Genomic DNA, 12,372 nt, shown 5'->3' with positions numbered 1-12,372 from the left:
TTATAGAACCGTCAATCTATACTGGGCGCTGCCGCGATATGGGTCGCCTCTGACTGGTGGTCACCCTCCTTGATCCAGGCATCCAGCAAGGTATAAGCCACAGCCAGCACCACGGGGCCGATAAACAGACCGATGATCCCCATCGCCAGCAGGCCGCCGATAACCCCCACCAGAATGAGAATGAGGGGCAGATTGGCACCGCGTTTGATCAGGAAGGGACGCAGGAAGTTGTCCATTGTGCCGGCGATCAGCGACCAGACCAGCAGGAAGGTGCCCCAGGTAGTATCACCGCTCCAGTAGAGATAACCGACACAGGAGATCAGCACCGGAAAGGGACCTATCTGGGCGACGATGAGCAGGAACATTACCACCACCAGAACCATGGTGTAGGGGATGCCAGCGATCCACAGCCCCACCCCGGCCACCGAGGATTGCACCAGCGCAGTAACCACCACCCCCATGGCCACGGCGCGGATCGCCTGGGAAGCCAGCACGGTCGCATTGTCACCGCGATCCCCGGCCAGCCGGTGGGCAAAGCGGCGAATGCCGGTCGCCACCACTTCACCGGAGTGATAGAGCAGACCACAGATACCGACCGTCAGCAGGAAGTGGACCAGCAGCATGCCCAGATTACCGGCCTGAGCAGCCAGCCAGCGCGCCGTCTGACCGAAGTAGGGCGCCAGCTTGGCAAACAGCACCTGACCACCGCTCGCCAGAATTTGCTGCCAGAAGTCATAGAGCTTGCCGCCCACCAGCGGGATCTGCTGCAACCAGAGCAGCTCGGGCGGAGGCGACTGGCTGATATTGGTCCCCAGTTCGATCAGCATGGGGGCTTTCTCCGCCACATTGGCCAGTGTCATAAAGAGCGGAATGACAAACATCAGCAATAGCACCAGGCTCATAAAGAGAGCGGCCAGCGCACGCTTGCCCCACAGCAACCGCTGCACCATCAACATCAGTGGCCAGGTAGCGATGGTGATCATGGTGGCCCACACCAGTGCGGGCAGGAAGGGGCGCAGCACCATAAAGCAGGAGATGATCAGGAGGCTGAGAAACAGCACCCCCAAGGTTATCTTGGCCAAATCCACTTTTTTCATATTCATAGAGTTCCCCTTGCAGGGCATCCGCCCCTGGGTCGAGAGTCTTGTTTCAAGAGAGATAGTATCCACCAGAGGCCAGCGCTCAACCAGAGCCCCAGCCCGAAAAAGAGCACAAACTGTCCGAGCAGTATGATCAACGAGCTACTGGTTAGCAGCGGCAACAGCCACAGGCCGGCACCGATCAGCAAGCCGCCCGCCAGCACAACGCCCCCTGTAAGCAGCGGGGGATAACCAGCACGAACGAGGGCAGCCTTTCCCCCGAGCCAGAGGCCCAGCGCTACCAGCCCGATACCGGTCAGATGGGCCGATTGGGTCATTCCCCCGAGCGCCAGCGCCGCGGCAATCAGCAGCAACCAGCCTGCCCCACCCCCATCGGTACGCCAGCAGGGACAAGCAGCCAGCAGTATGGCGCCCATCAGCAGCCCCGCCGCTACGTCAGAGATAAAGTGCACCCCGAGCCAGACCCGCGCCAGACCTGTGGTCAGCGCCAGCAGCAGCGCCAGCGAATAGGCCAGCCCGCGCCGGGCAGGCCAGAGCCAGCCAAGCAGCGCCCCCCAGAACAGCAAGGCCGAGGCGGTATGGCCGCTCGGCATGCCAAAGCCTTGGGCACTCTGGGTTGCCAGTTCAGGTTGCAGATGGAAGGGGCGCGGCCAGCCGATCCCCTCCTTGCTTGCCTGCACCAGCAAGCCGAGCCAGAGCATGGCGAACAGCAGCTGGCGCAGTCGCGGCCACCCCAGCAGCGGGAGCAGCAAAGGTATCAGGGCAAGCTGAAAGCCGCCTGAACCAAACAGATTGCTGACCGACAGCCACCAGACATCGGGCCCCAGCCACTGTTGCATGTGCAGCATCAGCGGGATCTCGGCCTGATGCAGCGCATTGCCCTGCATCACGAAATCGGCCTGCCAGCGCACCTCGCTCTCCGGCACCTGATCAAGCCTGGCTTGCAGCCAGTCGAGCTGATCCGGGAAGCGGCGCTGCTCGCGGGGGAGCTGGTCGATGGCGATCAGCCGGGCGTTAAGGATCTCGCCACCCAGATTGGGGGCCTTCAGGATGGAGACAAACGCGGCGCCTTGCTGCGCGACAATCGGTTCCAGAGTGCGACAAGCGAAGATAACCGCCCGCTGCCAGCGACCCAGCTCCTGCACAACCCCCCCCCGCAAGCCGGTCTCTTCATAGAGTTCGCGCAGCGCCGCCTGCTCGGGGCGCTCGTCGCCATCTATATAGCCGCCACTCAAGCTGTAGCGAGAGGAGATGCGATCCTGCACCAGCAGCAGTTGATCCTGATGGCGGATGGCGCAGGCCGCCGCCGTGGGGGCTGCCGATTCGGCACTCAGGGCTGGCAGAGCGACAAACAGCGCCAGCAAGAGTAAAAAGAGGGTTCTCGACATCAATTTGCTTTCCCTATGCACAATGGCGACAAGCCTCCCAGAAATCAGATAGTTGGGCAATGGTGGGGGCCGGATCGCCGTCGTTCCCGCCGCAATGGAGGTGCACGGAAGATTGCGATGAGCGAGGGCACTCCCTACTATTGGCGGCTATCTTCAATTTCATGCAGCAAACGCTGGAGCCTTCCATGAGACAGTTCGGCTTTTTCCTCGGCATCGCTATCGGTGTCATCCTGATCCTGTTCGGCAGCATCGTCATCTTCCAGGCGCTCCCTGCCGCACTGGATGTGCTGGAGATGCCAAGCCGTATCCCGTTCGTGCGCGAGGTCTACACCTGGCTGATGACTAGTGCCAATGGCCTCACCGCCCAGCTGGAGCAGAACTTCCTGGAGGCCTTCCAGACCGTACTCAAGCTGATCCTGCTCATCACCTTCATGTGGGTATGCGTCAAGCTGGTCAACATGGGGGTGCTGATTATCCGCGCCGGGGTTGATCTCATCCGCACCGCCATCGCCCACAGCGAAGGCCCCCACGACCAGAAGAAGACGGATCAGCACGATCACTTCTGACTCTGACATGATCGATGGATGTGAGCGCTGCCGCCCCCAACAGGGGCGGCAGTGTTATATGCGCGGTATGAAGGCCCTCCCTGCCCCATGAATACCCGATAAACCAGCGCCATTCCCTTGTTAATCAGCAAACTGCCCATATGTTGCATCACCTTGACATGGTTTGTGCCCCGCACGGCGGTTGCCCGGTTTCTATCCCGCCCCCAGGCTCTGGTATAATCGACCGCCTCTTTTCCCCGTTATGGAGCCTGTTCATGGCCAATCATCCGGAAAGCGCCCTTGAGGTTCGTCTCGACAAGTGGTTGTGGGCGGCCCGTTTCTACAAGACCCGCTCGCTGGCGCGGGATCAGATTGACGGCGGCAAGGTGCACTACAATGGTCAGCGCAGCAAACCGGGCAAACAGGTGGAAGTGGGTGCGCTGATCCGCTTCTGGCAGGGGCAGGATGAGCGGGAAGTGCGGGTGCTGGCCTTGAGCGATCAGCGCAAATCGGCACCGCTCGCCCAGCAGCTCTATGAAGAGACCGCCGAAAGCTTGAAAAAACGGGCTGAAAACAGCGAGGCACGCCGCTTCAACAGCCAGTTTGCCCCAAGCCCCGAGCGCCGCCCCGACAAGCAGGAGCGGCGTCAGCTGCTCAAGGTCAAGCAGTACTGACCGACCCCGATTTGATAGCGCAGTGACGGCCACAGGCGGTCACTGCGTCCGATTTACCTCACCGAAGAACTCAGGAATATATGATGAGCAACCAAGATCTGCTGTATCGCTATCTGTTTGAAGAGTACGAAGTACGTGGCGAGCTGGTCCAGCTGGATCACACCTACCGCCACGTGGTGGAAGCCCAGAACTACCCGGTGCAGGTGCAAAAGCTGCTGGGCGAGCTGCTGGTCGCCACCAGCCTGCTGACCGCGACCCTCAAGTTTGAAGGCTCCATCACAGTGCAACTGCAGGGCGATGGCCCGGTGCGTCTGGCCGTGATCAATGGTGACAACAACCAGCAGCTGCGCGGCGTGGCCCGCTATGAAGGCGAGCTGCCGAGCGATGGCAAGCTGCAGAGCTTGATTGGCAACGGCCAGCTGATCATCACCATCACCCCGGAGCAGGGCGAGCGCTATCAGGGCATCATAGCGCTGGACGCCGACACCCTGGCTGGCTGTCTGGAGCACTACTTCGCCCAGTCCGAACAGCTGGCGACCAAGCTGTGGATCCGTACCGGTTACCATGAAGGGGAACCCCGCGCTGCCGGCATCATGCTGCAGGAGCTGCCCGCACAGAGCGAAGATCACAGCAACGACTTCGAGCACCTGACCCAGCTCACCAGCACCATCAAGGATGAAGAGCTGTTCGGTCTGGAAGCGGAAGAGATCCTCTACCGTCTCTACCATCAGGACAAGGTGCGGGTGTTCGATCCGCAAGCGGTCTCCTTCCGCTGCACCTGCTCCCGTGAGCGCTGCGAAGGGGCCCTGTTGCAGATAGAAAAGGAAGAGGTCATGGAGATGGTGCAGGAGCTCGGCAAGATCGACATGCATTGTGATTATTGCGGCGCCCAGTACCAATTTAATGGGATCGATGTCGAAACCCTGTTCAGCAGGGCTCCCGGCAATGATGCAAACCAGTTACACTAATTAAAGGCGGGCAAAACCCGCCTTTAACTTTAATAACAAAAAAATACCCTATTTTATAAAGTTTGATGGCGATCGCTAAACTCTACCACCTAAGTGATAGGATGACCGTCAGATAGAACCCTACCAACCTCTGAACCCAGGAGAATACAATGACAATCGTGGCAGAACCCACCCTGGCCCAACAATTAGGACTGGACCAGTACGGCATCAAAAACAGCCAAGAAATCGTTCGCAACCCCTCTTACGAGCAGCTTTTCGCCGAAGAGACACGCCCTGACCTGGAAGGGTTCGAGCGCGGTGTGGTGACCGAGCTGGGCGCCGTCAACGTCAACACCGGTATCTTCACCGGTCGCTCCCCGAAAGATAAATATATCGTCAAAGATGCCACTACCCAGGATACTGTGTGGTGGTCTGACCAGGGTAAAAACGATAACAAAGCCATTACCCCGGAAGTGTGGTCACATCTGAAAGGGCTGGTCACCAAACAGCTCTCCGGCAAGCGCCTGTTTGTGGTCGACGGTTTCTGCGGTGCCAACCCGGATACCCGCCTGGCCGTGCGCATCATCACCGAGGTGGCCTGGCAGGCACACTTCGTGAAAAACATGTTCATCCGTCCGAGTGATGAAGAGCTGAAAACCTTCAAGCCTGACTTCGTGGTGATGAACGGTGCCAAGTGCACCAACCCGAACTGGAAGGAGCAGGGTCTCAACTCCGAGAACTTTGTTGCCTTCAACATGACCGAGAAGATGCAGCTCATCGGTGGCACCTGGTACGGTGGCGAGATGAAGAAGGGCATGTTCTCCATGATGAACTACTTCCTGCCCCTGCGCGGCATTGCCTCCATGCACTGCTCCGCCAACGTGGGTCAGGACGGCGACGTCGCCATCTTCTTCGGCCTCTCCGGCACCGGCAAGACCACCCTCTCCACCGATCCCAAGCGTCAGCTGATCGGCGATGACGAGCACGGCTGGGATGACCACGGCGTGTTCAACTTCGAAGGGGGCTGCTACGCCAAGACCATCAAGCTCTCCGAAGAGGCCGAGCCGGACATCTACCACGCCATCCGTCGCGATGCGCTGCTGGAGAACGTGACCGTTGCTGCCGATGGCACCATCGACTTCGATGATGGCTCCAAGACCGAGAACACCCGCGTCTCCTACCCCATCTATCACATCGACAACATCGTCAAGCCGGTCTCCAAGGCAGGTCACGCCACCAAGGTGATCTTCCTGACTGCCGACGCCTTCGGTGTGCTGCCTCCGGTCTCCAAGCTGACCAAGGAGCAGACCAAGTACCACTTCCTGTCTGGCTTCACCGCCAAACTGGCCGGTACCGAGCGCGGCATCACAGAGCCGACCCCGACCTTCTCCTCCTGCTTCGGCGCAGCCTTCCTCTCCCTGCATCCGACCAAGTACGGCCAGGAGCTGGTGAAACGGATGGAAGCGGCAGGTGCAGAAGCCTATCTGGTCAACACCGGCTGGAATGGCACCGGCAAGCGCATCTCCATCAAGGATACCCGCGCCATCATCGACGCCATCCTGGATGGCTCCATCGAGAAGGCCGAGACCAAGGTGCTGCCAATCTTCAATCTGGAGATCCCGACCGCGCTGCACGATGTGAACCCGGCGATCCTCGACCCGCGCGACACTTACGCCAACAAAGCCGAGTGGGATGCCAAGGCCGTCGATCTGGCAGGGCGTTTCATCAAGAACTTCGAGCGCTTCACCGATAATGAAGAGGGCAAGCGTCTGGTTGCTGCAGGTCCGCAGCTGTAACAGGCTCGCTTCGTATCAATGACATCATGCCGGTCAGCCATGCTGACCGGCATTTTTGTTTTATGGCAGCCCCGAACGCCGCCAACCACGCAGCAACAGCCCCCTAAACCTTGCCTTGCCAGCCCTGACGGGGTAGATTCAGCCAAACTTTATACAATATACAATTCTGTAACGCCCAATCGTGACCCGACCATGACCCCACCCTACAAGACCCGAACCCAGATGGTGATGGAAAACCTCCGTGGCCGGATCCTCCGTGGGGAGTTCCCCGCTGGCGCCCCCTTGCGTCAGGATGCCATTGCCAAAGAGCTGGCGGTGAGCCGCATCCCGGTGCGCGAAGCCCTGATGCAGCTGGAAGCGCAGGGGCTGGTGAAGTTCGAAGCCCATCGCGGCGCCGTGGTCACCATGCTGGACGCCTCGGCCATTGAAGAGCTCTTTTATTTGCGAGCGCTGCTGGAAGCCGATACCCTGTTCCACGCCGTCGACAAGATGACGGAAGCCACCTTCGCGCAAGCGGAGGCGATCCTCGCCCAGTTTGATCACGCCCTGGAGTCAGGCACCCAGATCGAACATTGGGCCGAGTTGAACCACAGCTTTCACGCCACCCTCTATCAGGCAGCCGGTCGCCCCCAGGCACTTGACCTGATCGCCCAGATCAATCTGAGCTGTGACCGCTATGTCCGCTTCGAGCTGCTGTTTGCCAGCGACGGGGTGGACAAGGCGGAGCGTGAACACGCCCAATTGCTGGAACTGTGCCGCGCCCGGCGCAAGCACGAGGCGGTGGTGCTGCTCAGGCAGCATATCGAAGCAGCAGGTCAGTCGATCAAGCGGATCCTGGCCAGCGGCCATAAAAACTGAACACTCATATAGCAACCATCTGGCACTAACGACATGAATAATTTCGAGATAATTGAAACCCGCGTCGCCCAAGTCAGGGCCGAGCTGGCCATGCAGGAGTTGGACGCCTTTATCGTCCCCCACGATGATGAGCACCTCGGCGAGTACATCCCCGCCTATGCCGAGCGGCTTGACTGGATCACCGGTTTCAACGGCTCTGCCGGGGTCGCCATCATCATGGCCCAGCGAGCAGCCCTCTTTGTCGATGGTCGCTATACGGTGCAGGCGCGGATGCAAACCCCCGCCGAACTGTTCGAATTCCTCCACCTTATTGAAAATCCTCATGTGCAGTGGCTGGCCGAGCAGCTGCCGTCAGGCTCCCGGGTTGGCTTCGATGCCCGCCTGCACAGCCTGACCTGGTACAAGAATGCCAAGGCCGTGCTGGCCGACCGCGGTATCGAGCTGATCCGCGTCGAGCAGAACCCCATCGACCTGAACTGGCGCGATCGCCCGGAGCCGACCAAGAGCCCGGTCATCCTCTACAGCGAGGAGCTGGCAGGCCAGTCCAGCCAGTCCAAACGTGAACAGCTTGCGGCCGACCTGCGCAAGCGCGGGCTGGATGCAGTGCTGCTGACCCAGGCCGAGCCCATCAACTGGCTGCTCAACCTGCGTGGCCGCGACATCGACCGGCTGCCGGTGGTGCTGGGCTTTGCGGTGCTCTACGCCAACACCAGCATGGATTTCTTCGTCGATACCGACAAAATTGACTGCTTCGCCTTCACCCAACACGTGGGGCAGGATGTCTCCGTCTACCCCATCGACAAGCTGGGCGACGTGTTGCAGCGCATCGGTGAAGATCAGCAGAAGGTGCTGGCCGATCCGGACAGCGCCAACGCCTGGACCCAGCTCGTCATGGAAGAGGCGGGCGCCATTCTGGTGGCAGGGCAAGACCCCACCATGCTGCCGAAAGCGTGCAAGAACGAGATCGAGCTGACCGGCATGCGTGCCGCTCACCTGCGCGATGGCGTGGCCATGACCCGCTTCCTCGCCTGGCTGGATCGGCTGGTTGCCTCCGGCGAGTTCGAGGGAGTGGATGAAGGCACCCTGGCCGATCAGGTGGAAGCGTTCCGCCGCGAGCAGGAGCACTACGTCGAGCCGAGCTTCGACACCATCTCGGCACTCGGCCCCAACGCCGCCATGTGCCACTACCACCACACCAACGGCACTCCCCGTGCGTTTGGTCAGGACAGCCTCTATCTGCTGGACTCCGGTGGCCAATACATGGATGGCACCACCGACATCACCCGCACCATCAAGGTGGGTGAGGTGACCGATGAGCAGAAGGCGATGTTTACCCGCGTATTGCAGGGCCATATCGCGCTGGATCAGGCCCGCTTCCCCCGCGGCACCGCCGGTATCCAGCTCGACGTGCTGGCCCGCATGCCGCTGTGGCAAGCCGGTTACAACTACGACCACGGCACCGGCCACGGCGTCGGCCACTTCCTGAGTGTCCACGAAGGGCCCCAGCGCATCGCGCCGAAAGGGAGCATGGTCGCCCTGCAACCGGGCATGGTGCTCTCCAACGAGCCGGGCTACTACCGTGAAGATGGCTTCGGCATCCGTTGCGAGAACCTGGTAGTCGTGACCGAGCTGGAACAGGTTGGCGAGCTGCCGATGCTGGGCTTCGAGCGTCTGACCTACGTGCCGTTCGATACCCGCCTGATCGACCGCAGCCTGCTGAGCCCGGCCGAATTCCGCTGGATCAACGAATACCACGTCGAGGTGTTCCGCCGCCTGAGCCCGCTGCTCGAGGGCGAGGATCTCGCCTGGCTGGAGCAGGCAACCAGCCTCATCTGATGACACAGGGCCTGCGGGCCCTGTTTTTTATCCCCCCTTTTGACCTGTATCAACACCCCATGCGAGCAGGTCAGGAGAATGGCGGCCATGAAAAGTCATCATGCCCACCCAGCCCGGGGCTCACACGCCGCAGCCAGCAAAAAGGCGAGTGACCATCCCAGACTCATGCGCGAGCAGCAGACGGTCAGCGCCATGATCCGCCTCTACTGCCAGCACCATCATCAGGATCCCCACTGCCGCCACTGTCGCCAGTTGCGGGATTTCGCCCATCAGCGCCTTCGTCGCTGCCGTTATGGCCACGGCCACAAACCCACCTGCGCCAACTGCAATATCCACTGCTACGCACCGGCGATGCGCAAACAGATCCAGCAGGTGATGAAGTGGAGCGGCCCGCGCATGTTGCTGCGCCACCCCTGGCTCACCCTCCGCCATCTGCTCGACGGCTTGCGCAAGGCTCCCAAACTGCCCCACAGCAGACCGCTGCCGCCATAACCGCCAATCCCTTGCATCCGGCAGGGGATGACCACTACCCTATGACTCCTTTTCTGCCGTTGGCCCCAAGGTCAGCGGCGTTGCCGATCCGTTTGCTGCCGATGGAGTCCTGATGCACCACAACCCGCCCCTGCTACGCACCGCCACCCACAATGACATGCACGCCATCTGGCAGATCGATGCCAAAGTCTTTGGTGAAGATGTCTATCCCGCCTTCTTCTTCCGTCAGGCGATGGATTTATGGCCCGAGTTGTTGCTGGTGGCCGAATACGAGGGGCAACTGGTGGGTTATGTGCTGGGTGGCTTTGGTCAGGAGCGGTCGCAAGGCTGGGTGCTCTCGCTGGCGGTGCTGCCCGAGGCGCGCGGTTTCGGCCTCGCGGAGCGGATGATGCGCCAGATGGAGGCCAACCAGCAGGCGCTGCAGATCAGCGAACTGCGGCTCACGGTCGATCCGGCCAATCCGGCCCAGCGCCTCTACTACCGTCTTGGCTATCAACTGGTTGAAGAGGTCGCCGACTACTTCGGCCCCGGCGAGGATCGGCTTGTGCTGGTTAAAACCCTCTCCGGTACAGCTGCGATTCAAGGATAAAACCGGTTACAGAACGCATAATTGGTTACATTTTGCCGATTTCATGTCCCGCTTGCTTGGAGTAAAGTTCAATTCATCAAACTGATTGTTTGAATTCTATTCAGCCTTGGAGGCCCATCATGTTGAAACGTATGACCCTTATTGCCCTGCTGGCCGCCACTACCGTCACCGGTTGCGCCAACAGCGATGTCTACTCTGGCGATGTCTACACCAAAGACCGTGCCAAACAGGTACAAACCGTAAGCTATGGCACCATCATCTCCACCCGCCCGGTGAAGATCCAGGCTGATGAAAACTCCCTGCTCGGCACTATTGGCGGCGCCGTGGTCGGCGGCCTGCTAGGCAGCACCATAGGCGGCGGCACCGGCCGTGATATCGCCACAGCAGGTGGTGCCATTGCAGGCGCGGCAGCCGGCAAGGCCGCTGGCGACAAACTCAACCAGGTCGACGGGGTCGAGCTGGAGATCAAGAAAGAGAACGGCGAAGCCATCGTGGTGGTACAAAAAGCCAGCCCCACCTTCGTGCCGGGCGCGCGGGTACGCATGACCCAGGGCAATGGCAGCATCAACGTGGCCGTCGTGAATTAAGCGTGTGAACCAAGGTTTCGCCACCCTCGAGCCATAAAAAAACCGCCGGTTCCGGCGGTTTTTTGTTGTCTGACGTTCGGGATTACATGCTGTAAGCCTTCTCGCCGTGGGAGGTGACATCCAGCCCTTCCCGCTCGGCATCGCCATTGACCCTCAGCCCGATCAGCATGTCGACCGCCTTGAAGGCAATCGCCGCCACGGCACCGGACCAGAGCAGGGTGACACCGACCCCGATAGCCTGGATCTTCACCTGAGTCAGGATGGAGTAGCCCTCGGCAACCTGATTGGTGACATAGTCCCACACCCCGGTGCCGCCCAGATCCGGGCTGGCAAAGACGCCGGTCAGCAGGGCGCCGAGAATGCCGCACACCCCGTGCAGACCGAAGACATCCAGGCTGTCATCGGCCCCCAGCAGACGCTTAAGACCGTGGACGCCCCACAGACCGGCCACACCACTGACAAGACCCATCACCAGCGCGCCACCGACACCGACAAACCCGGCCGCCGGGGTGATCATCACCAGACCGGACACCGCTCCGGACGCCGCACCCAGCAGGGAGGGACGCCCCTTCATCACCCACTCGGCCAGCGTCCATGACAGAGCTGCCGCAGCCGGCGCCACCCAGGTGTTGATAAAGGCGAGCGCAGCCACCCCGTTGGCTTCCAGCGCGGAGCCCGCGTTGAAACCGAACCAGCCGAACCAGAGCAGGGAGGCACCGATCATGGTCATGGTCAGGCTGTGCGGGGTCATGGGATCACGACCATAGCCCAGACGCTTGCCCACCAGATAGGCTCCCACCAGACCCGCCACGGCGGCGTTGATGTGCACCACGGTGCCGCCTGCAAAGTCCAGCGCACCATGCTGGAACAGATACCCGGCAGTTGCGGTCGCGGTTGCTGCGGCTTCGGCGCTGGTATAGGCATCCGGACCCGCCCAATACCACACCATATGAGCCAGCGGGATATAGGCGAAGGTGAACCAGATCACCGAGAAGAGCAGCACGGCGGCAAACTTGATGCGCTCGGCAAACGCCCCCACGATAAGGCCGCAGGTGATGGCGGCAAAGGCCCCCTGGAACACCACATAGATCAGCTCGCTGATCCCGACACCCTTGCTGAAGGTGGCGGCGATGGAGTCAGGGGTCACCCCCTTGAGCAGCACCTTGCTGAAGGAGCCGTAGAAATTGCCCCCCTCGGTAAAGGCCAGTGAATAACCGTAAATTACCCAGAGCACGCAGATAAGGCAGAACAGGGTAAAGACCTGCATCAGCACGCTCAGCATATTCTTGGCCCGCACCAGACCACCGTAGAAGAGGGCCAGACCGGGGATCGACATCAGGATCACCAGGGCCGCCGAGAGCAGCATCCAGGTGTTGTCACCCTTGTTGATTGTCATGGCGGCAACCGGTGCCACCGCCGCCTGTACCTGAGCGACCTCTTCGGCCCAACTTGGGGTAACCAGCAAGGCAGGCAACATCGTCAGACCCGCCATCATCCATTTTTTGACCATAGAGCACTCTCCTTCCCTGTCGTACCGGTACAAGACCGGCTCCGTTTCCC

At 60.6% G+C, this 12,372-nt stretch carries 12 protein-coding genes; 9 read left to right on the top strand and 3 right to left on the bottom strand.

The window, feature by feature from the left end; translation table 11 throughout:
• Window positions 1–11: 11 nt before the first annotated feature.
• Complete coding sequence (gene ydiK / locus I6L44_RS19010) at window positions 12–1,103, bottom strand: AI-2E family transporter YdiK (protein ID WP_216952793.1); 1,092 nt, start codon at window positions 1,101–1,103, stop codon at window positions 12–14.
• Window positions 1,100–2,488, bottom strand: coding sequence for a phosphatase PAP2 family protein (locus I6L44_RS19005; RefSeq protein ID WP_216952792.1), 1,389 nt, complete (start codon window positions 2,486–2,488; stop codon window positions 1,100–1,102). Before I6L44_RS19005 ends, ydiK begins: the two co-directional genes overlap by 4 nt.
• Window positions 2,489–2,673: 185 nt before the next feature.
• Here I6L44_RS19005 and I6L44_RS19000 point away from each other — a divergent pair, with 185 nt between their 5' ends.
• The 9 genes from I6L44_RS19000 (at window position 2,674) to I6L44_RS18960 (ending at window position 10,812) form a co-directional block, all read left to right on the top strand.
• A complete protein-coding gene (locus I6L44_RS19000) occupies window positions 2,674–3,054 on the top strand; it encodes a hypothetical protein (RefSeq protein ID WP_216952791.1) in 381 nt (126 codons plus the stop codon).
• A gap of 254 nt (window positions 3,055–3,308) precedes the next feature.
• Entirely contained in the window at window positions 3,309–3,707 is a 399-nt protein-coding gene (gene hslR, locus I6L44_RS18995; RefSeq protein WP_216952790.1) for a ribosome-associated heat shock protein Hsp15, read from the top strand.
• 83 nt (window positions 3,708–3,790) lie between these two features.
• A complete protein-coding gene (gene hslO, locus I6L44_RS18990) occupies window positions 3,791–4,675 on the top strand; it encodes an Hsp33 family molecular chaperone HslO (protein ID WP_216954513.1) in 885 nt (294 codons plus the stop codon).
• Between the two features lie 149 nt (window positions 4,676–4,824).
• The gene (gene pckA / locus I6L44_RS18985) at window positions 4,825–6,450 is read left to right on the top strand and encodes a phosphoenolpyruvate carboxykinase (ATP) (protein WP_139405192.1); all 1,626 of its coding nucleotides are present in this window, start codon (window positions 4,825–4,827) and stop codon (window positions 6,448–6,450) included.
• A gap of 192 nt (window positions 6,451–6,642) precedes the next feature.
• Window positions 6,643–7,308: a GntR family transcriptional regulator gene (locus I6L44_RS18980; RefSeq protein ID WP_058056336.1), complete on the top strand. Its 666-nt coding sequence runs from the start codon at window positions 6,643–6,645 to the stop codon at window positions 7,306–7,308.
• A gap of 33 nt (window positions 7,309–7,341) precedes the next feature.
• Complete coding sequence (locus I6L44_RS18975) at window positions 7,342–9,144, top strand: aminopeptidase P family protein (protein WP_216952789.1); 1,803 nt, start codon at window positions 7,342–7,344, stop codon at window positions 9,142–9,144.
• Between the two features lie 87 nt (window positions 9,145–9,231).
• On the top strand, window positions 9,232–9,636 hold the full coding sequence (locus tag I6L44_RS18970; protein WP_216952788.1) for a nitrous oxide-stimulated promoter family protein: 405 nt from the start codon (window positions 9,232–9,234) through the stop codon (window positions 9,634–9,636).
• A 112-nt stretch (window positions 9,637–9,748) separates the two neighbouring features.
• Entirely contained in the window at window positions 9,749–10,225 is a 477-nt protein-coding gene (locus I6L44_RS18965) for a GNAT family N-acetyltransferase (RefSeq protein ID WP_139405189.1), read from the top strand.
• Window positions 10,226–10,344: 119 nt separating this feature from the next.
• Window positions 10,345–10,812, top strand: coding sequence for a glycine zipper 2TM domain-containing protein (locus I6L44_RS18960; RefSeq protein ID WP_201952827.1), 468 nt, complete (start codon window positions 10,345–10,347; stop codon window positions 10,810–10,812).
• 82 nt (window positions 10,813–10,894) lie between these two features.
• Here the strand turns inward: I6L44_RS18960 and amt are convergent, their stop codons facing one another.
• A complete protein-coding gene (amt, locus tag I6L44_RS18955) occupies window positions 10,895–12,322 on the bottom strand; it encodes an ammonium transporter (RefSeq protein ID WP_103252255.1) in 1,428 nt (475 codons plus the stop codon).
• Window positions 12,323–12,372 lie beyond the last annotated feature (50 nt).

This window comes from Aeromonas sp. FDAARGOS 1414 (genome assembly GCF_019047065.1).
GTDB classification, from domain to species: domain Bacteria; phylum Pseudomonadota; class Gammaproteobacteria; order Enterobacterales; family Aeromonadaceae; genus Aeromonas; species Aeromonas veronii_A.
This window is presented reverse-complemented; position numbering and strand designations above follow the sequence as displayed.

What these genes read in the sequence shown, in the direction of transcription:
- I6L44_RS19000 (WP_216952791.1), top strand. Translation starts at nt 2,674, where the DNA reads ATGAGACAGTTCGGCTTTTTCCTCGGCATCGCTATCGGTGTCATCCTG.
- I6L44_RS18975 (WP_216952789.1), top strand. Translation starts at nt 7,342, where the DNA reads ATGAATAATTTCGAGATAATTGAAACCCGCGTCGCCCAAGTCAGGGCC.
- hslO (WP_216954513.1), top strand. Translation starts at nt 3,791, where the DNA reads ATGAGCAACCAAGATCTGCTGTATCGCTATCTGTTTGAAGAGTACGAA.
- I6L44_RS18980 (WP_058056336.1), top strand. Translation starts at nt 6,643, where the DNA reads ATGACCCCACCCTACAAGACCCGAACCCAGATGGTGATGGAAAACCTC.
- amt (WP_103252255.1), bottom strand. Translation starts at nt 12,322, where the DNA reads ATGGTCAAAAAATGGATGATGGCGGGTCTGACGATGTTGCCTGCCTTG.
- I6L44_RS18960 (WP_201952827.1), top strand. Translation starts at nt 10,345, where the DNA reads ATGTTGAAACGTATGACCCTTATTGCCCTGCTGGCCGCCACTACCGTC.
- hslR (WP_216952790.1), top strand. Translation starts at nt 3,309, where the DNA reads ATGGCCAATCATCCGGAAAGCGCCCTTGAGGTTCGTCTCGACAAGTGG.
- I6L44_RS18970 (WP_216952788.1), top strand. Translation starts at nt 9,232, where the DNA reads ATGAAAAGTCATCATGCCCACCCAGCCCGGGGCTCACACGCCGCAGCC.
- pckA (WP_139405192.1), top strand. Translation starts at nt 4,825, where the DNA reads ATGACAATCGTGGCAGAACCCACCCTGGCCCAACAATTAGGACTGGAC.
- ydiK (WP_216952793.1), bottom strand. Translation starts at nt 1,103, where the DNA reads ATGAATATGAAAAAAGTGGATTTGGCCAAGATAACCTTGGGGGTGCTG.
- I6L44_RS18965 (WP_139405189.1), top strand. Translation starts at nt 9,749, where the DNA reads ATGCACCACAACCCGCCCCTGCTACGCACCGCCACCCACAATGACATG.
- I6L44_RS19005 (WP_216952792.1), bottom strand. Translation starts at nt 2,488, where the DNA reads ATGTCGAGAACCCTCTTTTTACTCTTGCTGGCGCTGTTTGTCGCTCTG.